Consider the following 20,933-nt stretch of genomic DNA (forward strand, 5'->3'; position numbering starts at 1 on the left):
AAGCGGAACGCTTCATCCGCCGTGGCGGATAACGCTGGCGCGTTATGCGCCCTACGTAGCGACCGAAGAATCCGGAGAGATGAGATGAGCGTTACCAACAACCTTGCCCAGCGCCTCGCGCCCTGGGCCTTGCCGGTGGGCCTGGTGGTCATCTGGCAGCTGGCGGTGGAATTCGGCTGGCTGTCCAGCCGCATTCTGCCCGCGCCCAGCGCCGTGGCCGAGGCCGGCTACCACCTGGTGGTCAGCGGCGAGCTCTGGCAGCACCTGGCGATCAGCACCTGGCGCGCCGCCGTCGGCTTCGTCATCGGCGGCAGCATCGGCCTGGTGCTGGGCCTGATCACCGGCCTGTCGCAATGGGGCGAACGCTTCCTCGACAGCTCCGTGCAGATGATCCGCAACGTGCCGCACCTGGCGCTGATCCCGCTGGTGATCCTGTGGTTCGGCATCGACGAGTCGGCGAAGATCTTCCTGGTCGCCCTCGGCACGCTCTTCCCCATCTACCTCAACACCTACCACGGCATCCGCAACATCGATCCGGGCCTGCTGGAGATGTCGCGCAGCTACGGGCTGTCCGGCTTCGCGCTGTTCCGCCAGGTGATCCTGCCCGGCGCGCTGCCCTCGATCCTGGTGGGCGTGCGCTTCGCCCTGGGTTTCATGTGGCTGACCCTGATCGTCGCCGAGACCATCTCCGCCAACTCCGGCATCGGCTACCTGGCAATGAACGCACGGGAGTTCCTGCAGACTGACGTGGTGGTATTGGCGATCCTGCTCTACGCCGTGCTCGGCAAGCTCGCCGACCTCGCTGCCCGCGGCCTGGAGCGCATCTGGTTGCGCTGGCACCCGGCCTATCAGGTCAAGGGAGGTGCGGCATGAATGCCGTGAATCATCTACCTCAGCAACTCAAGAAAGGCATCCCGCTGGCGCTGGAGAACGTGCGCAAGCGCTTCGGCGACCGCGAGGTGCTCAAGGGCATCGACCTGCGGATTCCCGCCGGCCAGTTCGTCGCCATCGTCGGCCGCAGCGGCTGCGGCAAGAGCACCCTGCTGCGCCTGCTGGCCGGGCTGGATGAAGCCAGCGACGGCCAGTTGCTGGCTGGCTCCGCGCCGCTGGAAAGCGCCCGTGAAGAGACCCGCCTGATGTTCCAGGATTCGCGCCTGCTGCCCTGGAAGCGGGTGATCGACAACGTCGGCCTGGGCCTCAAGGGCGACTGGCGACCCAAGGCGCTGGATGCGCTGGCGGCGGTGGGCCTGTCCGACCGCGCCAACGAGTGGCCGGCGGGTTTGTCCGGCGGCCAGAAGCAACGCGTGGCCCTGGCCCGTGCGCTGATCCACCAGCCGCGCCTGTTGCTGCTCGACGAGCCGCTGGGTGCGCTGGATGCCCTGACCCGCATCGAAATGCAGCAGTTGATCGAGAACCTCTGGCGGCAGCATGGCTTCACCGTGCTGCTGGTCACCCACGACGTCAGCGAGGCCGTGGCCATCGCCGACCGGGTGATCCTCATCGAGGACGGCGAAGTCGGCCTGGACCTCAATGTCGAGCTGCACCGGCCGCGTGCCCGTGGCTCGGCCAGGCTGGCCGCGCTGGAGGCCGAAGTGCTTGAACGCGTGCTGTCGCTGCCGGCCCAGCCGCCCGAACCGGAACCCGTTTCCCCACTGCCCACGCAGCTGCGTTGGGCGCTCTGATCAATCCGTGAACCCCCCATTCTCCCAAGGAGCTACGCCATGACCATCAAAGCCATCAACGTCCGCAACCAGTTCAAAGGCACCATCAAGGAAATCGTCGAAGGCGATGTGCTGTCGGAAATCGACGTACAGACTGCCGCCGGTATCGTCACCTCGGTGATCACCACCCGTTCCGTGCGCGAACTGGAACTGGCCATCGGCAGCGAAGTGATCGCCTTCGTGAAATCCACCGAGGTTTCCATCGCCAAGCTGTGAGTGCGGCGCTGGACACGAACGGGCAGGCCGGCGACGGACTGCCCGTTTTCTTTTGTGGGTGGCGCGCGGCATTCCCAATGAGCGTAGGAGCGGACTTCGTCCGCGATCGATTTCCGGCTGCTCCGAGCTGGCCGGTTGCACATCGCGGACGGAGTCCGCTCCTACGAATGCCCCACCTTTGTGCCGGTGATTTGCGGCTAGAGCAATTGCTCTACTTCCCCTAGACTCCGCTCAAACCAACAAGAGAAAGGAGTCCCGCATGTCCCTGAGTCCCTCTGCCTTCGCGTTGCTCGGCCTGGTCGCCTGGACCGTGCTGCTGGTCCTGTTGCTGGTCAACCAGCGCGGCCTGCTGGTGATGTCCGGCCGCATGAAGGTCAACGCCTTCGCCGCCGACGGCAGCAACACCCCTGGCACCTTCGGCCAGCGCCTGGTGCGTGCCCATGCCAACTGCGTGGAGAGCGTGCCACTTTTCTGCGCGGTGCTGCTCTACGCCATGGTCACCCAGCAGGTGGTGACCACCGACCCGCTGGCGCCGGCGCTGCTGGTGGCGCGCATCGTCCAGTCGGCGGTTCACCTGATCAGCACCTCGGCACTGGCCGTGTGGATCCGCTTCGCCGCCTTCTTCGTCCAACTGCTGATCCTGATCTGGTGGCTGCTGCGCCTCTCTACCCTGATCTGACCGGCGACCGGAACAGTTGCACCACGCAACTGTTCCTATGGGGCGAAACCGCCATGACTTAGCATGGCGGACCGCACACGCGTCGAGGCACTCATGCACGTTTCATCCGGCCGCTGGCAGTTCGGCCTGTTTCTCGCCCTGGTCACCGCCGTCCTCTGGGGCATCCTGCCGATCAAGCTCAAGGAAGTCCTGAAGGTCATGGACCCGATCACTGTCACCTGGTTTCGCCTGGTGGTGTCCGGTGGCCTGCTGCTCATCTACCTGAGCCTCACCCGCCAGTTGCCGCGCTTCTCGCCCCTGGGCACGCGCGGCAAGGGCCTGGTGCTGGTCGCCATTCTCGGCCTGACCGGCAACTACGTCTGCTACCTGATCGGCCTGCGCATGCTCACGCCGGGCACCACCCAACTGGTGATCCAGATCGCGCCGATCCTGCTGTTGCTGGGCAGCCTGTTCGTCTTCAAGGAGAGCTTCAGCGTCGGCCAGGCGCTGGGCCTCGTGGTGCTGATCTTCGGCTTCGGGTTGTTCTTCAATCAGCGCCTGGCGGAGCTGTTCGGCTCGCTCGGCGAGTACACCACCGGTGTGCTCATCGTGGTCTTCGCCGCCTTCATCTGGACCTTCTACGGCCTGGCGCAGAAGCAGTTGCTGACCCAGTGGAGCTCGGTGCAGGTGATGATGGTGATCTACCTGGGCTGCGGCGCGCTGCTCACGCCCTGGGCGCATCCGCTGGAGGCGCTGGAACTGTCCCCGCTGCAAGGCTGGCTGCTGCTGGCCTGCTGCCTGAATACCCTGGTGGCCTACGGCGCCTTTGCCGAGGCGCTGGCGCACTGGGAAGCCTCGCGGGTCAGCGCAACCCTGGCGATCACACCGCTGGTGACCTTCGCCTCGGTGGCGCTGGCGGCCTCGCTGTGGCCGGAGTTCGTGTTGCCCGAAGACCTCAACGGCCTGGCCTATGTCGGCGCATTGTTGGTGGTCAGTGGCTCGGCGCTCACCGCGCTGGCGCCTTCGCTGCTGCGCAGTTACCGGGCGCGAAGGGCGCGCATCGCTGACATCTGAGCCTCCGCCCTGCGGCACCGCCGGTACGAGGTCGAGTGTAGGAGCGAGCTTGCTCGCGAACGGATTTCCCGGCGGCAGTGAAGCTGGGTGGGTTCGCGAGCAAGCTCGCTCTTACAGCCGACACCAACGAAAACGGGCGCCATCACGGCGCCCGTTTTGGTATCAGCGGTGCAGGGTGAATCAGGCAGAGGCCGGACGCACCACGCGGTAGACCAGCGCACCGATCACACCGCCCACCAGCGGGCCGACCCAGAACAGCCACAGCTGCTTCATGAACAGCGGGTCGGCGAACAGCGCCACGCCCAGGCTGCGGGCCGGGTTCACCGAAGTGTTGTCGATCGGGATGCTGATCAGGTGGATCAGGGTCAGCGTCAGGCCGATGGCGATCGGCGCAAAGCCGGCCGGAGCCAGCTTGCTGTCAGTGGCGCCCATGATCACGAACAGGAAGAACGCGGTCAGCAGCACCTCGATGAACAGCGCCGACTGCAGGCTGTATCCGGTCGGGGAGCCTTCACCGAAGCCGTTGGCGGCAAAGCCGGCCAGCGCATCGAAGCCCGGCTTGCCGGAAGCGATGTAGAACAGTACGGCACCGGCGAGCACGCCGCCGATGACCTGGGCCACGATGTACGGCACCACGTCCAGGGTGCGGACGCGGCCGCCGGCCCACAGGCCGAGGGTGACGGCCGGGTTGAGATGGCAGCCGGAGATCGGGCCGATGGCATAGGCCATGGTCACCACCGTCAGGCCGAAGGCCAGGGCGACACCCAGTACGCCGATGGCGTGGGCCGCGAAGATGGCGCTGCCGCAACCACCGAACACCAGCCAGAACGTGCCGATCATTTCGGCGGAGAGTTTGCGAAGCATGCTGCCTCCAGAGGCAAAGAAAGGTCCCGGAATTCGGGCCTGCGCATGCTAGGGAAGTCGGGTTTGTTGTGGTGTAGGGAAAGTCCGGTGACTTTGTCAGAATATTCGGATCAAAAGGTGGCGACGGAAAGTTACCCGTGTAGAGCAGGGCGGTAGGGCGAATAACGCCTCAAGCGTTATCCGCCACCTTGCTCAGGCTTGCGTACCCAGTTGCTCCGCCCGCCGCAGCCAGGTTTGCCGCTGCTCCTCGCTAGAGCCGCGCACCGGGCTGAACTCCTCCAGGTGGTGCAGGGCGATGCCGCAGGGGGCGAGGATGCAGCGGGTCATCTGCCGATGCGCCGGGGCGCCCTGGCGCAGGCGGTAGTGCCAGTGGGTCTGGTCATGGCTGACCAGCAGGTCCGCCGTGCGCCCGCTCAATAGCGGCTCGAATTCGCGGGACTCCACCGAGCGGTAGCGAAAGGCGAAACCCGGTTGCAGCACGCGGTCGAAGAAGCCCTGCAGCAGCGCTGGCAAGCCGCCCCACCAGACCGGGTAGACGAATACCAGATGCTGCGCCCAGTGGATCTGCCGCTGGGCTTCGAGCACGTCCGGCTCCAGCTTCTGGCCGAGTTCGTAGCCGCCGCGCAGCACCGGGTCGAAGTTCAGTTCGCCGAGCTTGAGCGTATGCACTACATGGCCCTTGGCGCGGGCGCCGTGGGCGTAGGCCTCGGCCAGCGCGTGGCAGAAGCCGCCAGGTTTGGGCGAGCCCAGCACCAGCAGCACGCGCTTGCCATCGCCTTCGATGGGGGTGGCGCCGGAACGGGTTGGCTCAACCATTCTGCCCGGCCTCCAGCATGGTTTCCGGGCGCACCCACTGGTCGAACTCGGCGTCGGTCAGGTAGCCCAGTTCCAGCGCGGCTTCGCGCAGGGTCTTGCCTTCGCTGTAGGCCTTCTTGGCGATCTCGGCGGCCTTGTCGTAGCCGATGTGCGGGTTCAGCGCGGTTACCAGCATCAGGCCGCGCTCCAGGTGTTCGCGCATCTTCGCCGCGTCGGGCTGCATGCCGGCGATGCAGTGGCTGTTGAAGTTGCGGCAGCCGTCGGCCAGCAGGCGCGCGGATTCCAGCAGGTTGTGGATGATCACCGGCTTGTAGACGTTGAGCTGCAGGTGACCCTGGCTGGCGGCAAAGGTGATCGCGGCATCGTTGCCGAACACCTGGCAGGCGAGCATCGACAGTGCCTCGCACTGGGTCGGGTTGACCTTGCCGGGCATGATCGAGGAGCCCGGCTCGTTGGCCGGCAGCTTCACTTCGGCAAAGCCCGCGCGCGGGCCGGAGCCAAGCAGGCGCAGGTCGTTGGCGATCTTCATCAGCGCCACGGCGAGGGTCTTCATGGCGCCGCCCAGGGTCACCAGCGGTTCATGGCCGGCGAGGGCGGCGAACTTGTTCGGTGCGGAGACGAACGGCAGGCCGGAGAGGTCGGCCAGCTCGGCGGCGATGGCGTCGGCGAATTCCTTCGGCGCGTTCAGCCCGGTGCCGACGGCGGTGCCGCCCTGGGCCAGTTCGTAGACTGCCGGCAGCGCCGCGCGGAGGGCGCGCTCGGCATAGTCGAGTTGGGCGACGAAGGCGGAAAGCTCCTGGCCGAAGGTGACGGGCGTGGCGTCCATCAGGTGGGTGCGCCCGGTCTTCACCAGGTTGGCGTGGCGCGCGGCCTGCTGGGCGAGGCCGCCACTGAGCTCGGCGATGGCCGGCAGCAGGTCGTGCTGCACCGCTTGCGCGGCGGCGATGTGCATGGCGGTGGGGAAGCTGTCGTTGGAACTTTGCGCGCGGTTCACATGGTCGTTGGGGTGCACCGGCTTCTTGCCGCCGCGACCGTTGCCGGCGATCTCGTTGGCGCGCCCGGCGATGACCTCGTTGACGTTCATGTTGCTCTGGGTGCCGCTTCCGGTCTGCCAGACCACCAGCGGGAACTGCTCGTCGTGCTCGCCGGCCAGTACTTCGTCGGCGGCTTCCTCGATCAGACTGGTGATGTTCTCGGGCAACTCGCCCAGTTGCGCGTTCACGCGAGCGGCGGCCTTCTTGATCAGCGCCAGGGCATGGACCACGGCCAGCGGCATGCGCTGCCCGCCGATGGCGAAGTTCTCCAGCGAGCGTTGGGTCTGCGCGCCCCAGTAGGCTTCGTCGGGGACTTCGATAGGGCCAAGGCTGTCGGTTTCGGTGCGGCTCATGGTGCTTCTCCGGAAAAGGGTCTCGGCCAGTTTAGGCCGCGGCGCGGGTTCCGGGTTCCACAAGGGCTCAATGGGCGTGATAGAGCGGTTTCAGCAGGCGTTATTGCGCCGGCTGGCGTTTACCAACGTGTAATCACCAGCGAGCGTTCGTGGCGCCGATCCAGCCCAGGGCGCCGTTGACCGGCACCAGGTCGCCTTCGTCGCTGCGCAGGGCGCCGTCGAAGCGGCCGAACCACTGGCTGGTCTCGACGAACAGCGGGCCCAGGCGCGGGCAGACGCGGTGCAGCTTGCGCGGGGTGAAGGTGAGTTCGACGCGCTCGTCGGCGCCGCGCAATTGCCAGGGTGACAACGGATCGTGCGGCACCTGGCGGATATCCACAGGGCCTGGCAGCGGCTGCAACTCTCCACCGAACCACAGGGCGTTCTCGCTCAGGTGGCTGTTTTCCGTCCAGCCGGCGCCGAAGTTGCCGGCGATGCCGCCGGGCGCGGCGAAGGCGGCGCGGGTCCAGTGGGTATTGAAGGGCCAGACGCCGCGTCCGAAGTCCAGTGCGGCAAAGCTCTGGCCTTCGCTGCAGTGGTAGGTCTTGTGGCCGAGGGTGAGGCTGCCGCTGATCGGCAGGCCCATTTGCCGGCTGCAGGCGTGGAAGCATTTGCCGTCCATCGGCACCACCAGGTTGACCGACTCCAGGTGCGCCGGGCGTTGCACTTCCAGGGCGAGGTTCAGCGGCTGACCGCCTAGGTTCGGCGCGCAGGCGGTGATGCGCAACTGGCCGGGTTGCTCGTCGAAGCCCAGGCACAGTTGGCCGTGTTCGAAACGGTGGCTCTGGTTCGGCATATCGGGCAGGTGGCAGCCCAGGCCGAAGGGGCTGAACTGGGTGCGATGCACCGACTGTCCGGTTTCCAGGTCGAGGAAGTACACGGCGCCGTAACCCAGGTAGTCGAGGTCGGCGATGGTGATCGAGAGCATCCAGCCCGGCGCGTTGATGCACCAGTGGTTCCAGCGTTTGCGCCGGCCGGCGTTGCCGGAGAGCTGACACAGCGTCTGCGGCCGCGACGACCAGCCCACGGCCGCACTGTTCAGGCGGCCGCGCGCATCGCACAGGGGCGGCGCGGCAGCGGTCGTCGGCGGGTGGGTGAGAATGTTCATCGGTCACATCCGTGTGGCAACGCGCCGCAGCATGCCGTTTCATGAACTGTCCTACAAGAGACGCCGGTCACTTCCAGGCCAATTGGCAGTCTCTTGAGCGCATTCCGAACTTAGGCGCAGAATGGCGGGTCCCACCCGGACACCCTTCAGACTCACAGGACCGCCCCATGACCGTTCTTCGCTCCCTCTGCACCGCAGCACTCCTGGTTGGCTTCAGTTCCGTGGCACTGGCTGACGCCAACGCCGAGGCGGAGAAATTCCTCAAGCAGGTCCATGCCGACAAGCTGACCGTGCCGGTCTATTCGCAAGTCCAGCAGATGCTCGCCCAGCGCTTCGCCCAGGCCAAGGCGCCGGACAGCAAGAAGGCCGTGCTCGATCGCTACCAGGCCAAGGCCAATGCCGAACTGGACCGCGCCGTGGGTTGGGACAAGCTCAAGCCGGAACTGGTCAAGCTCTACACCAGCAACTTCAGCGAATCCGAGCTCAAGCAGCTGAACGACTTCTATGCCTCGCCGCTGGGCCGCAAGGTACTGGAGAAGATGCCGCGCCTGACCGCCGAGTCCGCCCAACTGACCCAGGCCAAACTGCAGACCGCGGTGGAGCCGGTGAACAAGCTGATGGCCGACATGGACAAGGAGCTGGGCGTGAAAGCCCCGGCCGCTCCGGCCAAGAAACCCTGATTTCCCATAGCGTACGAGGCCTGACATGAGTATGCGTGACCGTATCCAGTCCGCCCTGGGCGCCCTCGAACCGCAACATCTCGAGGTGTTCGACGAGAGCCACATGCACAGCCGCGGGCAGGAAACGCACTACAAGGCCGTGATCGTCAGCCCGGCCTTCACCGGGCTGAACGCGGTGAAGCGGCACCAGAAGGTCTACGGCGCGCTCGGCGAGCTGATGGGCCAGTTTCATGCTCTGGCCATGCACACCTACACCCCCGAGGAGTGGGCGGAGCAGGGCCAGGCGCCCGATTCGCCAACCTGCCGTGGTGGCAGCAAGCACGATCTGCACTGATCGGGCGCGCTGACCAGCCGCATGCGGTAATCGTCCCGCTCCGAGTAGAATGCGACCCCCAGCGCCGGCTCCTGCCGGCGCTGTCATTTTCAGCTTTTGTTCTGATTGAGCCCGGTCCGCCCTTTACGCGGGTGACCACTGGAGTGATGCATGACCACCGAAAGAATCGTTGTCGCGGCGTTGTACAAGTTCGTCTCCCTGCCCGACTACGTCGCCCTGCGCGAACCCCTGCTGCAGGCCCTGCTGGACAACGGCGTGAAGGGCACCCTGCTGCTCGCCGAAGAAGGCATCAACGGCACCGTCTCTGGTACCCGCGCCGGTATTGACGGCCTGCTCGCCTGGTTGCGCAACGACCCGCGCCTGGCCGACGTCGACCACAAGGAGTCCTGGTGCGACGAGCAGCCGTTCTACCGCACCAAGGTCAAGCTGAAGAAGGAAATCGTCACCCTCGGCGTGCCGGGCGTGGACCCGAACGCCAAGGTCGGCACCTACGTCGAGCCCAAGGACTGGAACGCGCTGATTTCCGACCCGGAAGTGCTGCTGATCGACACCCGCAACGACTACGAAGTGGCCATCGGCACCTTCGAGGGCGCCGTCGACCCGAAGACCAAGTCGTTCCGCGAATTCCCCGACTACATCCGCGAGCACTACGACCCGGCGAAGCACAAGAAGGTCGCGATGTTCTGCACCGGCGGCATCCGCTGCGAGAAGGCGTCGAGCTACATGCTGAGCGAAGGCTTCGAAGAGGTTTTCCACCTCAAGGGCGGCATCCTCAAGTACTTGGAAGAAGTGCCCGAGGCGCAGACCCTCTGGCGCGGCGACTGCTTCGTGTTCGACAACCGGGTGACCGTGCGCCATGACCTGAGCGAGGGCGACTACGATCAGTGCCATGCCTGCCGCAACCCGATCTCGGCCCTGGAACGCGCCTCTGAGCATTACGCGCCGGGCATCAGTTGCCCGCATTGCTGGGATTCGCTGTCGGAGAAGACCCGCGCCAGCGCCCGCGAGCGGCAGAAGCAGATCGAGCTGGCGCGCGAGCGCAACCAGCCGCACCCCATTGGCCGTGACCCTCGCGCGGAGATCTGATCCATGACCAGCCGCCTGCTCTATGTGATGGACCCGATGTGCTCCTGGTGCTGGGGCTTCGCTCCGGTAGCCGGGCAGCTGATTGAGCAGGCGCGCGCCGCCGGTGTGCCGCTGGCGCTGGTGATGGGCGGGCTGCGCACGGGGCAGGGCGCCGCGCTGGAACCGACCACCAAGCGCTACATCCTCGAACACTGGCACGCGGTGCACGACGCCACCGGCCAGCCGTTCCGCTTCGAAAACGCCTTGCCCGACGGCTTCGTCTACGACACCGAGCCGGCCTGTCGGGCGGTCGTCACCGCGCGCCGCCTGGACGAGGACTGCGCCTGGGCGCTGGTCAGCGAAATCCAGCAGGCTTTCTATGCGCAGGGCCGCGACGTCACCCAGGCCAGCGTTCTCAGCGAACTGGCCGAACGTGCCGGGCTGCCGCGCATCGAGTTCGCCGAAGCCTTCGACAGCCAGGACAACCACCTGGCAACCCTGGCCGACTTCTCCTGGGCGCGCGACCTGGGCATCGCCGGCTTCCCCACGCTGCTGGCCGAGCGCGATGGCCAACTGGCCCTTCTGACCAACGGTTACCAGCCGCTGGGCGAACTCGCCCCGCTGCTGGAGCGCTGGCTGGAGCGCGGGCGGCATGCCTGAGCTGGCCGCTGACCGCCTGAGCTGGGCGGAGATTCGCCGGCTCGCTTTCCGTCACCGCAAGGCCCTGCTCCTCGCCAACCTGGTTGCCGTCCTGGCCACCGCCTGCAGCGTGCCTATCCCGTTGCTGCTGCCGCTGCTGGTGGATGAAGTGCTGCTGGGCAAGGGTGACGCCGCCCTGCAGGTGATGAACCACTGGCTGCCCGAAGGCTGGCATAAACCCGCCGGCTACATCGGCCTGATGCTGCTGGTGACCCTGGTGCTGCGCAGCTGCGCGCTGGTGTTCAACGTGCTGCAGGCCAAGTTGTTCGCCCGGCTGTCCAAGGACGTGGTGTACCGCATCCGCCTGCGCCTGATCGAAAGGCTGAAACGCATCGCCCTGGGCGAGTACGAGACCCTTGGCGGCGGCTCGGTCAGCGCGCATCTGGTGACCGATCTCGACACCCTCGACAAGTTCGTCGGCGACACCCTGAGCCGCTTCCTGGTGGCGCTGCTGACCCTCTGCGGCACCGCCGGCATCCTGATCTGGATGCACTGGAAACTGGCGCTGCTGATCCTGCTGTTCAACCCGCTGGTGATCTTTGCCACGGTGCAGCTGGGCAAGCGCGTGAAGCACCTGAAGAAGCTGGAGAACGACAGCACGGCGCGCTTCACCCAGGCCCTCACCGAAACCCTCGAAGCGATCCAGGAAGTGCGCGCCGGCAACCGCCAGGGCTTCTTCCTCGGCCGCCTTGGCGTGCGTGCCCGCGAGGTGCGCGACTACGCTGTCGCCTCGCAGTGGAAGAGCGATGCGGCCGGGCGCGCCAGCGGCCTGCTGTTCCAGTTTGGCATCGACCTGTTCCGCGCCGCGGCGATGGTCACCGTGCTGTTCTCCGACCTGTCCATCGGCCAGATGCTGGCGGTGTTCAGCTACCTCTGGTTCATGATCGGCCCGGTCGAACAACTGCTCAGTCTGCAGTACGCCTATTACGCCGCCGGTGGCGCGCTGGCCCGTATCAACGAGTTGCTGGCCCGCGCCGATGAGCCGCATTACCAGCACCGCCGCGATCCCTTCGCCGGGCAGACCAGCGTCGGCATCCAGGTGCGCGACCTGAGTTTCGCCTACCGCGACGAGCGGGTGCTGGACGGCCTCGACCTGGACATCGCCCCCGGCGAGAAGGTCGCCATCGTCGGCGCCAGTGGCGGCGGCAAGAGCACCCTGGTGCAACTGCTGCTCGGCCTCTACCAGCCGCAGTCCGGCAGCATCCGCTACGGCGGCGCGGCACTGGAGGAGATCGGCCTGGACTGCGTGCGCGAGCAGGTCGCCGTGGTGCTGCAGCATCCGGCGCTGTTCAACGACACGGTGCGCGCCAACCTGACCATGGGCCGCGAGCGCAGCGACGAAGCCTGCTGGCGCGCATTGGAAGTGGCGCAGTTGGCGGACACCATCCACGCCTTGCCGCAAGGGCTGGACAGCGTGGTCGGGCGTTCCGGCGTGCGCCTCTCCGGCGGCCAGCGGCAGCGCCTGGCGATTGCCCGCATGGTGCTCGCCGAACCGAAGGTGGTGATTCTCGACGAGGCGACCTCGGCCCTCGACGCCGCCACCGAATACGCCCTGCACCAGGCGCTGGAGCGCTTCCTCGAAGGCCGCACCACGCTGATCATCGCCCACCGCCTGTCCGCGGTGAAACAGGCCGACCGCGTGCTGGTGTTCGACGGCGGACGTATCGCCGAGGACGGTGATCACCAGCAACTGATCGCTGAAGGCGGGCTCTACGCCCGCCTGTACGGCCACCTGCAGCAGGGCTGATCAGCCGTAGCGGGTGACCTCGAGGAAGGCCACGCAATTGCCCAGGTCGTGGAAGACCCGCGCGCTGCCGATGTCGTTGTAGGGAATGCCCAGCAGCAGGTCGAGCAGCGAGGCGTCGCTGCGGTAGTGCGGGTGCCAGTCCAGCAGGCCTTCGAGGTAGGCGATATTCGGCACGTTGGGCAGGAAGTTGCCCATCAGCAGGCGCCCGCCGGGCAACAGGCGGGCAAACAGGTTGCGAGTCAGGTCGCGGGCATCCTGGTCGTCCAGCACCTCGTAGAGGCCCGGCGAGTAGATCAGGTCGAAATGGCAGAGGTCCTGACGGCTGTAGAACAGGTCATCCAGGGTGCATTGCTGGGTCTGGATGCCGAGGGCGGCGTAGCTGGCTTCGACCGTCTGCAGGGACAGTACCTGGGCATCCAGGGCGGTGAATTCGGCGAAGTGCCCATGACGCAGCGAGCGCGCCAGCTCCACCTCGCGCAAGTGCCCACAGCCTACGCAGAGGATGCGTGCCTGGCCGCTGAGATGGTCGCAGCAGCGGTCGATCTCCCGCGCCAGCAGTTGGCGGCGCGAGCGCAGCGCGCGGGATGCGGGGGCGGAACTGGCATAGCGGAACAGTTCCTCGGTCGGGCCGTCGGGCAGCAGCGAGCGCAAGGTGCTGTCGATGCCATAGAGATAGTCCATCAGCACGGCGTTGCCGGCGCCTTCGCCCATCGGTCGTTCACGCCGCCGGGGGAAGGGCACCACGCGCGGCGCTTCCGGTGGCGTGGCGCTGCCCGTGGCGAGCGCCAGCAGGTCGGTTTCGTCATCGCGCAGATGACGCAGCTGCTGTTCGAGTTGCTCGATGGCTTCGGTAAGCGAACCTGGTTGCTGCTGAGTGCGATTGTCCATTGCCGTTCACCTGGGATGCACTGCTCAGTGAAATGAGTACGCCACTCGCCGGCCTGGCCGGTGGTCCGTCCAACACCTTAGGGACCGTTTGGCCCCGGGCCATCATCTGAATGAATGACGGCCACGAAAATTCAGCGCTGCCCCAGCCGCACCAGCAGGCTGACCAGTTCGGCCTGGCGGCTGGTGCAGGTCTTGCGGAACAGCGCGCGCAGTTGGCTGCGCACTGTGTTGATCGAGGTGCCGAGCTGGTCGGCGCAATGTTCCGGTGCAAGCCCGCGCACCAGCAGGGCGCCCAGGCGTTGCTCGGCCGGGGTGAGGCCGAACAGTTCGCCGAGCAGTTGGCTCTGTCGGTGCGCGTCGAGCAGTGCGAGCAGCACCAACGGGCGCTGGAAGGGCTGGTTGAAGCTCGCCTCGGCGGGCACCGGGGTGACCAGCAGTTCCTGCCCGCTGCCATCGCCCAGCGGCAGCCAGCCGGCCTTGCCCTTGCCGGTGCGCGGCGCGGCTTGGCGCACCAGGGCCTGGAGTTTGGCGTCGTACTGGCGGCAGTGCAGGCGGCCGAAGACTTCATGGAACAGCCCGGCGCGCAGCCCGAGCCGCTGTTGCGCCGCCTGGTTGGCGTAGAGCACGCGGGCGTTGCCTTCCAGCAGCCAGAGCGGCGTGGGGTGCTGGTCCAGCAGCAGGTTGCGGTGGGCGAGCTCCTGGCGCATCTGGTCGATGCGCCCGAACATGCGCGCGGCGCGGGTGAGGTGTTCGCTCAGGCGGGTCAGCAGGGTCTGTTCCAGCGGGTCGGGATAGCGCGCGCCGAGGCTGGTCAGTACCGACAGGTAGACGCCGGAACTGGCCTGCTCGTTCAGCTTCAGGCAGGACACGTTGTGCATGCCGTTGGGCCGCTGGAATTCCTGGTAGTACGGGTCGCGGGCCATGCGCTGCGGGCCGTACTCCTCGCGGTCGTGGTACCAGTGGCCGACCGGCCGGTGGAGCATGAAGCCCTTGGACGGGTCGATGGTGCAGAACTCGCGGTTGTAGATCTCGATGGCGCCGGGGTCGCAGAGGTTGATCTCACTGGCCAGCGCGCCGCTCTCGGTCTGGTCCCAGAACAGCAGGGCGCCCTGCTGGCGGCCGCTGGAGGGGATCAACTCGGTGAGCAGCGGCAGCCAGTTGCCCTCGTCGAGCACGCACTCGTAGGTCAGGCCCACCAGCCGGTCGTACTGCCTATCCATATCCCGCCGTGGCATGGCCGCTCCATCGGTTGTTTGGGGATTGCACTTTGCATCGTGCAGATTGCACTTTGCAGATTGCACGATCGACTGAGGTATGGCACATGGCCCTTGCTGTCGCAAGGCCACTAATCGGCTGGCGCTCGAGAGCCCACCCGGCGGCCCGGGAGAGGGCGTTTGCGGAGGGTTCCCGGCACCCTTCTGCCGGACGGAGAGTGTCCAGCCGACCAAGCGTCATGCCTGGGAGTTTGAGGAATCCCCGCGATCGGCTAGAAGTTAAGAAGGGGCGGTCTGACAGAAAAGTCCCCGAGGTGGAGCGGGCGCTCCTCCCCTGTGGCCTGGCAGGGATCAGAAGAAGGAAGTCGAAACTGGTTATGGATGCATTGGGACTGTTGCCGACCCGACGTACGACGCGTCTGCTCAAGCTGGTCTGGCCGTTCATGGTCGTGGTCCTGCTACAGACGCTGATCGGCAGCGGCAGCTTCTTTATCCTCTCTGGCGTGCGCGCCTATGTCGGTGGCGAGAGTCTCTGGTCCAAGGGCCAGAAGGACGCCATTCATTACCTGCAGCTTTACGGCCAGACCCGTGACCCTTCGGATTACGAGCGTTACCGCACCGCCATTGCCATCCCCCAGGGCGACCACATCTTCCGCGACGCGCTCGATCTCAGCCAGCCCGACCTGGAACTGGCCCGCGTCGGTGCGCTTCAGGGGGGCATCCATCCCGACGACATCAACGGGCTGATCTGGCTGTACCGCTACTTCCACGAGTACAGCTATTTCGACCAGGCGGTGAAGATGTGGATCATCGGCGACGCCTACCTCGACCAGCTGGAGCAACTGGCCGACGAGATGAGCGCGAAGATCCGTGCCAATGACGTCCGCCCCGGTGACCTGAGCTACTGGAACAGCCGCATCCAGGCGGTCAACGACGGCGTCACTCCCGCCGCCATGGCCTTCGCCGCCGCGCTCGGGCAGGGCTCGCGGATGATCATGTGGGTGTTGCTGGTGCTCAACGGCCTGACCGGCCTGGCGCTGATCCTCCTGGCGGTGTGGCGCACCCGCAAGCTGCTGCACCAGCAGCGCGCCTTCGAAAGTGCGCTGGACACCGAGCGGGAGCGCGCGCAGACCACCCTGGCGGCCATCGGCGACGGCGTGGTCACCCTCGACGAATATGAGTGCATCGCCTACTTCAACTCGGCGGCCGAGCGGCTGATCGGCTGGGACAACTCCATGGCTGTCGGCCTGCCACTGCGCTCGCTGCTGCGGGTGTTCGACGAGAACTCCCAGGTCGAGGGCTTGCCGCTGGTGGGGCAGATCCTGCGTGGCGAGGTGGACGGTGGCAACGAAACCAGCAAGATGATCCAGCGCCTGGATGGCACCAGCGTGGCGGTGACCCTGGTCGCTACCCCCATCCATGCCGATGGCCGGGTGGTCGGCGTGGTGCTGGTGCTGCACGACATGACCCGCGAGCGGCAGTACATGGCCAGCCTGTCCTGGCAGGCGACCCACGATGCGCTGACCGGCCTGACCAACCGCCGCGAGTTCGAATTCCGCCTGAAACAGGCACTGGAAAGCTCGGCGGATTCCCACGACCAGCACTCGCTGATGTACCTGGACCTGGACCAGTTCAAGTTGGTCAACGACACCTGTGGACACGCCGCCGGCGACGAACTGCTGCGCCAGGTCTGCTCGGTGCTGCAGCAATGCCTGCGCGATGGCGACACTTTGGCGCGCCTGGGCGGCGATGAGTTCGGCATTCTCCTCCAGCACTGCCCCCCGGACATGGCGGTGCAGATCGCCGAACGTATCCGCCTGACCGTGCAGGCCCTGTACTTCATGTGGGAAGGCCGGGGCTTCAGCATCACCGTCAGCATTGGCGTGGTGCACATCTCGGTGATGCTGGTGTCGGTGGAAGAGGCGCTGCGCTGCGCCGACATGGCCTGCTACATGGCCAAGGAAAAGGGCCGTAACCGCGCTCAGGTGTTCCGTCCGGACGACACTGAGTTGTCCAACCGCGTCGGCGAGATGGCCTGGGTGCAGCGCATCCGCCTGGCGCTGGAAGAAGAGCGCTTCTGCCTCTTCGCCCAGTCGATCTTCCCGGTCGATGAGCGCGCGACAGAGGGCGCCCACGTTGAACTGCTGCTGCGCCTGAATGATGAAAGCGGCCGGTTGGTGGCGCCGATCAACTTCATCCCAGCCGCCGAGCGCTACGGGCTGATGCCGGACATCGACCGCTGGGTGGTCGAGAACGCCTTCCGGACCCTGGCAGAGCGCATTGCCGACAGCGGTTACGAACCGATCCATACCTGCGCCATCAACCTCTCCGGCGCGACCATCGGTGACGACACCTTCCTCGACTTCCTCCGCGAGGCGCAGCCGCGCTACGGCATCGAGCCGGCCAGCGTTTGCTTCGAGATCACCGAAACCAGCGCCATCGCCAACCTGGTCAACGCCACGCGCTTCATCCAGGAACTCAAGGCGCTGGGCTACCGCTTCTCGCTGGACGACTTCTGCGCCGGCATGTCCTCCTTCGTCTACCTCAAGCATTTGCCGGTGGACTACCTGAAGATCGATGGCAGTTTCATCAAGGACATGCTGAAGGACCCCATCGACCGCGCCATGGTCCAGATGATCAACCAGATCGGCCATGTGATGGGCAAGCGCACGGTGGCGGAGTTCGTCGAGACGCAGGAGATCCTCGATGTACTGCGCGAGATCGGCATCGATTACGCCCAGGGATACGGCCTGGCCAGGCCGCAGCCGTTCAACCGGAGCTTCCTGCGTGAGATTCAGGTCGCAGCGGTGGCCTCCGACACAACCTCCGGACGGTGACGTGCCGACAAGAGAGGACTAATCTGAGGCCTGCCTTACCGGTGCTTGCAGGGATCGACCAGCAACGGAGCCTTGGATGAACGACACCTTTGTTCGCAGTGGGCCGCTCAAGGACCTTTCCAGTTACCCGCACTGGGCACAGCGCCTGGTGCAGGAGTGCGAGGCCAGCCGGCTGGCGGTGGTCGCGCATCCGCTTTATGCGCGAATGCGCGACGGCCAACTGAGCCGCCAGGCGATGCGCGCCTTCCTCATCGGCGGCTGGCAGGTGGTGGAGCAGTTCCCCCTGTACATGTCCCACAACCTGCTCAAGACCCGCTTCGGCCGCAGCCCCGGTGAAGACATGGCGCGGCGCTGGCTGATGCGCAACATCCGCGTCGAACTCAACCACGCCGACTACTGGCTGCGCTGGGCCGAGGCCTACGGCGTCACCCTGGCCGAACTCAAGGCCCAACTGGTACCCGCCGAACTCCACGCCCTCGGCCACTGGTGCTGGCACAGCTGCGCCACCGAGGAGCTGGCGCTGGCCATGGCGGCGACCAACTACGCCATCGAAGGCGCCACCGGCGACTGGTCGGCGCTGGTCTGCTCCACCGACACCTATGAACGAACGCTCCCGGCCGGCACCCGCAAGGACGCCATGCGCTGGCTGAGGATGCACGCCCGCTACGACGACGATCACCCCTGGGAAGCCCTGGAGATCATCTGCACTCTCTGCGGCCCGCAGCTCGCCATGCCGCGCTGCCTGGCGCTGCGCGAGGCGATCTGCAAGAGCTACGGCTACATGCGCCTGTTCCTCGACCAGTGCCTGGCGCTGGAGCAGGCGCAGGGCGATGTGCGGCGGGGTTCGATGCAGGTGGCGGGGTAGGGCAGGTCGGGGGATTGCTGGTTGATCGGAGTGGGGCTCCCCGGCCGCCGAAGACCTATATCAAGGCACCAGAATAATCTTCTCGCTGCTCCCCTCGTTGACCTCGTGGTAACGCTGCACGCCCTCGCTCAGCGGCACTTCGCGCAGGCCGGTGGGCAGCGGCAGCCTGCCGTCGTCGAACCACTGGCCGAACTGGCGCAGCATCGCCGCGCAGGCAAGTGTGTCGTACAGCAGCGAATTCACCCCCACCACCAAACCGCCACGGCGATACAGCGCCAGGGCCGGCAGCTGCACGTGGCCGTCGACCGGTGCGGCGATGATCGCGATGCGACCGAATGTGGCCAGGGCGGAAACCGCTGCCGGCAGCCAGAAACCGGTGGTGTCGAAAATCACCTCGGCGCCGCCGGGGAAGTGTTCCTCCACCTGCGCCGCCAGGGTTTCCGCCGAACCCAGCAGAAGGCTCGGTACACCCCGGGCCTGCAGCTCCGCCTGTGCTTCGGTGCGCCGCACCGCGCCCAGCACCTGGGCGCCTCGGGCCTTGGCCAGGGAAATGGCTGCCGCGCCAACGGCGCCGGAGCCGATCACCAGCAGGCGGGTGCCGGCGCCGACCTGGCTGCGCTCCAGCGCGTCCCAGGCGGTGGTGAAGGGCACGCCGCAGCTGGCGGCCTGGGCGAAGCTCATGCGCTCGGGCATCAGCGCCACGCCGCCGGCCGGTACGCTCATCAACTGGGCGTGGCTGCCGTTGCGGGTGAAGCCCAGCCCCCGGCCGGTACCCCAGACGGACTTGCCCAGCAGCTCGGCCGGGCCCTTCACCACGGTGCCGGCGAAGTCACGGCCGGGCACGCGGGGCAGGGTGGTGTAGGGGAAGCGGCCGAGGACGTTCTTCACGTCGCTGGGGTTGAGGCCGGCGGCGTGGATTTCCACCAGCACTTCGTCGGCGGCGGGTAGCGGGTCGGCGATCTCGGTGAAGCTCAGGGCGGCGAGGTCGCCGGTACGGTCGAATTGCAGGGCTTTCATGGCAAGGTTCCGTGGCAGCAAGGGGGGAATCGAATCAGGAGAGCCAGCGGGTCAGCAGCGGCAGGGCGTTTTCGCCGATCTGCATGCCCAGCAGGCCGACCAGCGCCACCAGCGGCGGCGCCGGCGAACGGAAGTCGAGGAAGTGGTAGGCGAGGCCGACGGCGATGCCGATGGCCAGTGAAACCAGGTAACTCATGCTGTTCTCCGCGGGTGGTTCCGGCGGCTGGCGGGAATGGATCCAGTCTAGGAGCCGCGCCGGGGCGCCGCCGGTCATTGGCTTCGGAATATCGGACAGATGTGGGTGGGGTGTATTGGATGGGCGTGTCAGGTGCTGCTCGGATTCGACCTGTAGGAGCGCCCCATGGGCGCGATCCACCGACAGGGCCGGCGCTTTCTCTTGCTCTGGCGTTGCAGGTCTGCTGCGTTGGTTTGGGAGTTTCTGCGTCGCTTCGGCGTGCGCGCGGACTTCTGGTTTCGCCCCCTCGGGCGAGTCCCTTTTGTCAAACGCCACAAAAGGAACCAAAAAGTCTTGCCCCGGACATCCGGTTTTTCGCTCAGGCGAAAAATACCCTCGTTGAAGCGAAGTTTCAGGGGCACGCTGCGAAGGGCCATCCCTGGCCCATCGCAGCTCTCGCGACATCCATGTCGCTCAACCCCTGAAACTCCGCTTCAACGAGGCCTCCTGAACGGGGCGGTCTGGAGTGCGCTGGTATTTCTCTGGAAGTCTTCAGAACCAAAGCCAGCGCTGGATCGTTGGGTGGGGCACTTCGTAGGAGCGAGCTTGCTCGCGAACGCATAGCGCCGTGCCCATCCAGTTCGCGAGCAAGCTCGCTCCTACGAAAAGCATCGCGCTACCGCGCGCAATACTCCGAAGGCGCCACGCCCAATTCACGGCGGAACATCTCGCTGAAACTCCCCGGCTGATACCCCAGCCCATGGGCTATCTGGCTTACCGCGATGCCCTCGTTGAGCTGCGCCACCGCCGTGGCCAACTGCACCTGCCGGCGCCACTGGGCGAAGCCCATGCCCAGGCTGTGCTGGAACAGGCGGGCGAGGGTGCGCACGCTGGCGCCGGCGTCGGCGGCGTGCTGCTCGAAGGAAACCTCCTGGCTCGGCTCGGCCATCACTGCCAGGCACAGGTTCAGCAGGCGGCGGTCGGAGTCGTCCGGCAGCGGCACGCGCAACAGCAGGCTGCGCGCGCGTTGCAGCTCCAGCACGGCCAGTTGCGACAGCGCCTGGTAATACTCGGTGTCCGGTTCGCGCTCATGCTCCACCAGCTTGACGATCAGCTCGCGCAGCAGCCCGCTCACCTCGAACGCCTGTACCTGTTCGCCGAGGGAATCCGCCGTCCCCGGCCGCAGGTAGATGTTGCGCATCTGCAGTTCGCTGACCACGCGGATGCCATGGGGCACCTGCGGCGGTAGCCAGACGGCGCGATTCGGCGGCACCAGCAGTGCTTCGGACGGCGTCTCCAGCCACATCACCCCGGACATCGCATAGAGCACCTGCCCCCAGTCGTGGGAGTGCGGCTCGATGTGCAGGCCGCGCGGGTAGCTGCGGGCCAGGGCACGCAAGGACGCCGGAGTGGCTTCGAAATCAGGGGGAGCGGCGCGGGCCATAGTGCGGGCCTTAGTCCGGTTCGGGCAGGGGAGATGGGCCGCATGGTAGCCGCCGCGCGGCAGCCTGACGAGAGCGTGGCATTCG

At 66.4% G+C, this 20,933-nt stretch carries 21 protein-coding genes; 12 read left to right on the plus strand and 9 right to left on the minus strand.

Going from position 1 to position 20,933, the window contains the following annotated elements; translation table 11 throughout:
* Window positions 1-84 precede the first annotated feature (84 nt).
* The 5 genes from ssuC (at window position 85) to CTR55_RS02345 (ending at window position 3,669) form a co-directional block, all read left to right on the plus strand.
* On the plus strand, window positions 85-873 hold the full coding sequence (ssuC, locus tag CTR55_RS02325; RefSeq protein ID WP_138212749.1) for an aliphatic sulfonate ABC transporter permease SsuC: 789 nt from the start codon (window positions 85-87) through the stop codon (window positions 871-873).
* Window positions 870-1,682: an aliphatic sulfonates ABC transporter ATP-binding protein gene (gene ssuB / locus CTR55_RS02330; RefSeq protein ID WP_296283923.1), complete on the plus strand. Its 813-nt coding sequence runs from the start codon at window positions 870-872 to the stop codon at window positions 1,680-1,682. Before ssuC ends, ssuB begins: the two co-directional genes overlap by 4 nt.
* Before the next feature lie 39 nt (window positions 1,683-1,721).
* Window positions 1,722-1,937 carry a TOBE domain-containing protein gene (locus CTR55_RS02335; RefSeq protein WP_152224774.1) on the plus strand — a complete coding sequence of 72 codons (216 nt, stop codon included), beginning with the start codon at window positions 1,722-1,724 and terminating at the stop codon, window positions 1,935-1,937.
* 259 nt (window positions 1,938-2,196) lie between these two features.
* The gene (locus CTR55_RS02340; protein ID WP_296283924.1) at window positions 2,197-2,616 is read left to right on the plus strand and encodes an MAPEG family protein; all 420 of its coding nucleotides are present in this window, start codon (window positions 2,197-2,199) and stop codon (window positions 2,614-2,616) included.
* Window positions 2,617-2,709: 93 nt separating this feature from the next.
* Window positions 2,710-3,669, plus strand: a complete 960-nt coding sequence (locus CTR55_RS02345; protein ID WP_296283925.1) for a DMT family transporter — start codon at window positions 2,710-2,712, stop codon at window positions 3,667-3,669.
* 180 nt (window positions 3,670-3,849) lie between these two features.
* Here the strand turns inward: CTR55_RS02345 and aqpZ are convergent, their stop codons facing one another.
* From aqpZ to CTR55_RS02365, 4 genes are all read right to left on the minus strand, one after another.
* Entirely contained in the window at window positions 3,850-4,533 is a 684-nt protein-coding gene (gene aqpZ, locus CTR55_RS02350) for an aquaporin Z (protein WP_296283926.1), read from the minus strand.
* A 192-nt stretch (window positions 4,534-4,725) separates the two neighbouring features.
* The gene (locus tag CTR55_RS02355) at window positions 4,726-5,349 is read right to left on the minus strand and encodes an NAD(P)H-dependent oxidoreductase (RefSeq protein ID WP_296283927.1); all 624 of its coding nucleotides are present in this window, start codon (window positions 5,347-5,349) and stop codon (window positions 4,726-4,728) included.
* A complete protein-coding gene (locus CTR55_RS02360) occupies window positions 5,342-6,736 on the minus strand; it encodes a class II fumarate hydratase (protein WP_296283928.1) in 1,395 nt (464 codons plus the stop codon). Before CTR55_RS02360 ends, CTR55_RS02355 begins: the two co-directional genes overlap by 8 nt.
* Before the next feature lie 133 nt (window positions 6,737-6,869).
* On the minus strand, window positions 6,870-7,883 hold the full coding sequence (locus CTR55_RS02365) for a DUF2804 domain-containing protein (RefSeq protein WP_296283929.1): 1,014 nt from the start codon (window positions 7,881-7,883) through the stop codon (window positions 6,870-6,872).
* Window positions 7,884-8,050: 167 nt separating this feature from the next.
* Between CTR55_RS02365 and CTR55_RS02370 the strand changes: the two genes are divergently transcribed.
* The 5 genes from CTR55_RS02370 (at window position 8,051) to CTR55_RS02390 (ending at window position 12,408) form a co-directional block, all read left to right on the plus strand.
* Window positions 8,051-8,563 carry a DUF2059 domain-containing protein gene (locus CTR55_RS02370; RefSeq protein ID WP_296283930.1) on the plus strand — a complete coding sequence of 171 codons (513 nt, stop codon included), beginning with the start codon at window positions 8,051-8,053 and terminating at the stop codon, window positions 8,561-8,563.
* 25 nt (window positions 8,564-8,588) lie between these two features.
* Window positions 8,589-8,897, plus strand: coding sequence for a BolA family protein (locus tag CTR55_RS02375; RefSeq protein ID WP_296283931.1), 309 nt, complete (start codon window positions 8,589-8,591; stop codon window positions 8,895-8,897).
* Between the two features lie 150 nt (window positions 8,898-9,047).
* The gene (locus tag CTR55_RS02380; protein ID WP_296283932.1) at window positions 9,048-9,983 is read left to right on the plus strand and encodes a rhodanese-related sulfurtransferase; all 936 of its coding nucleotides are present in this window, start codon (window positions 9,048-9,050) and stop codon (window positions 9,981-9,983) included.
* Between the two features lie 3 nt (window positions 9,984-9,986).
* Complete coding sequence (locus CTR55_RS02385; protein ID WP_296283933.1) at window positions 9,987-10,622, plus strand: DsbA family protein; 636 nt, start codon at window positions 9,987-9,989, stop codon at window positions 10,620-10,622.
* The gene (locus CTR55_RS02390; RefSeq protein WP_296283934.1) at window positions 10,615-12,408 is read left to right on the plus strand and encodes an ABC transporter ATP-binding protein; all 1,794 of its coding nucleotides are present in this window, start codon (window positions 10,615-10,617) and stop codon (window positions 12,406-12,408) included. Before CTR55_RS02385 ends, CTR55_RS02390 begins: the two co-directional genes overlap by 8 nt.
* On the opposite strand, the gene CTR55_RS02395 is transcribed toward CTR55_RS02390, so the two are convergent.
* Together CTR55_RS02395 and CTR55_RS02400 are read right to left on the minus strand one after the other, a co-directional pair.
* On the minus strand, window positions 12,409-13,296 hold the full coding sequence (locus CTR55_RS02395; RefSeq protein WP_296283935.1) for a class I SAM-dependent methyltransferase: 888 nt from the start codon (window positions 13,294-13,296) through the stop codon (window positions 12,409-12,411).
* 131 nt (window positions 13,297-13,427) lie between these two features.
* Complete coding sequence (locus CTR55_RS02400; protein ID WP_296283936.1) at window positions 13,428-14,531, minus strand: PAS domain-containing protein; 1,104 nt, start codon at window positions 14,529-14,531, stop codon at window positions 13,428-13,430.
* Between the two features lie 356 nt (window positions 14,532-14,887).
* On the opposite strand from CTR55_RS02400, the gene CTR55_RS02405 reads away from it, so the two are divergent.
* On the plus strand, window positions 14,888-17,347 hold the full coding sequence (locus CTR55_RS02405) for an EAL domain-containing protein (protein WP_296283937.1): 2,460 nt from the start codon (window positions 14,888-14,890) through the stop codon (window positions 17,345-17,347).
* 76 nt (window positions 17,348-17,423) lie between these two features.
* On the plus strand, window positions 17,424-18,212 hold the full coding sequence (locus CTR55_RS02410; protein WP_296283938.1) for an iron-containing redox enzyme family protein: 789 nt from the start codon (window positions 17,424-17,426) through the stop codon (window positions 18,210-18,212).
* 60 nt (window positions 18,213-18,272) lie between these two features.
* On the opposite strand, the gene CTR55_RS02415 is transcribed toward CTR55_RS02410, so the two are convergent.
* The 3 genes from CTR55_RS02415 to CTR55_RS02425 form a co-directional block, all read right to left on the minus strand.
* The gene (locus CTR55_RS02415) at window positions 18,273-19,229 is read right to left on the minus strand and encodes a zinc-binding alcohol dehydrogenase family protein (RefSeq protein WP_296283939.1); all 957 of its coding nucleotides are present in this window, start codon (window positions 19,227-19,229) and stop codon (window positions 18,273-18,275) included.
* Window positions 19,230-19,263: 34 nt separating this feature from the next.
* Entirely contained in the window at window positions 19,264-19,425 is a 162-nt protein-coding gene (locus CTR55_RS02420) for a DUF1427 family protein (protein WP_296283940.1), read from the minus strand.
* 655 nt (window positions 19,426-20,080) lie between these two features.
* Complete coding sequence (locus CTR55_RS02425) at window positions 20,081-20,848, minus strand: helix-turn-helix transcriptional regulator (protein ID WP_296283941.1); 768 nt, start codon at window positions 20,846-20,848, stop codon at window positions 20,081-20,083.
* Window positions 20,849-20,933: the final 85 nt, after the last annotated feature.

Source organism: Pseudomonas sp. (assembly GCF_002796985.1).
Taxonomy (GTDB): Bacteria; Pseudomonadota; Gammaproteobacteria; order Pseudomonadales; family Pseudomonadaceae; genus Pseudomonas.

Coding starts and splice junctions, on each gene's coding strand:
- ssuC (WP_138212749.1), top strand. CDS start 85: ATGAGCGTTACCAACAACCTTGCCCAGCGCCTCGCGCCCTGGGCCTTG.
- ssuB (WP_296283923.1), top strand. CDS start 870: ATGAATGCCGTGAATCATCTACCTCAGCAACTCAAGAAAGGCATCCCG.
- CTR55_RS02335 (WP_152224774.1), top strand. CDS start 1,722: ATGACCATCAAAGCCATCAACGTCCGCAACCAGTTCAAAGGCACCATC.
- CTR55_RS02340 (WP_296283924.1), top strand. CDS start 2,197: ATGTCCCTGAGTCCCTCTGCCTTCGCGTTGCTCGGCCTGGTCGCCTGG.
- CTR55_RS02345 (WP_296283925.1), top strand. CDS start 2,710: ATGCACGTTTCATCCGGCCGCTGGCAGTTCGGCCTGTTTCTCGCCCTG.
- aqpZ (WP_296283926.1), bottom strand. CDS start 4,533: ATGCTTCGCAAACTCTCCGCCGAAATGATCGGCACGTTCTGGCTGGTG.
- CTR55_RS02355 (WP_296283927.1), bottom strand. CDS start 5,349: ATGGTTGAGCCAACCCGTTCCGGCGCCACCCCCATCGAAGGCGATGGC.
- CTR55_RS02360 (WP_296283928.1), bottom strand. CDS start 6,736: ATGAGCCGCACCGAAACCGACAGCCTTGGCCCTATCGAAGTCCCCGAC.
- CTR55_RS02365 (WP_296283929.1), bottom strand. CDS start 7,883: ATGAACATTCTCACCCACCCGCCGACGACCGCTGCCGCGCCGCCCCTG.
- CTR55_RS02370 (WP_296283930.1), top strand. CDS start 8,051: ATGACCGTTCTTCGCTCCCTCTGCACCGCAGCACTCCTGGTTGGCTTC.
- CTR55_RS02375 (WP_296283931.1), top strand. CDS start 8,589: ATGAGTATGCGTGACCGTATCCAGTCCGCCCTGGGCGCCCTCGAACCG.
- CTR55_RS02380 (WP_296283932.1), top strand. CDS start 9,048: ATGACCACCGAAAGAATCGTTGTCGCGGCGTTGTACAAGTTCGTCTCC.
- CTR55_RS02385 (WP_296283933.1), top strand. CDS start 9,987: ATGACCAGCCGCCTGCTCTATGTGATGGACCCGATGTGCTCCTGGTGC.
- CTR55_RS02390 (WP_296283934.1), top strand. CDS start 10,615: ATGCCTGAGCTGGCCGCTGACCGCCTGAGCTGGGCGGAGATTCGCCGG.
- CTR55_RS02395 (WP_296283935.1), bottom strand. CDS start 13,296: ATGGACAATCGCACTCAGCAGCAACCAGGTTCGCTTACCGAAGCCATC.
- CTR55_RS02400 (WP_296283936.1), bottom strand. CDS start 14,531: ATGCCACGGCGGGATATGGATAGGCAGTACGACCGGCTGGTGGGCCTG.
- CTR55_RS02405 (WP_296283937.1), top strand. CDS start 14,888: ATGGATGCATTGGGACTGTTGCCGACCCGACGTACGACGCGTCTGCTC.
- CTR55_RS02410 (WP_296283938.1), top strand. CDS start 17,424: ATGAACGACACCTTTGTTCGCAGTGGGCCGCTCAAGGACCTTTCCAGT.
- CTR55_RS02415 (WP_296283939.1), bottom strand. CDS start 19,229: ATGAAAGCCCTGCAATTCGACCGTACCGGCGACCTCGCCGCCCTGAGC.
- CTR55_RS02420 (WP_296283940.1), bottom strand. CDS start 19,425: ATGAGTTACCTGGTTTCACTGGCCATCGGCATCGCCGTCGGCCTCGCC.
- CTR55_RS02425 (WP_296283941.1), bottom strand. CDS start 20,848: ATGGCCCGCGCCGCTCCCCCTGATTTCGAAGCCACTCCGGCGTCCTTG.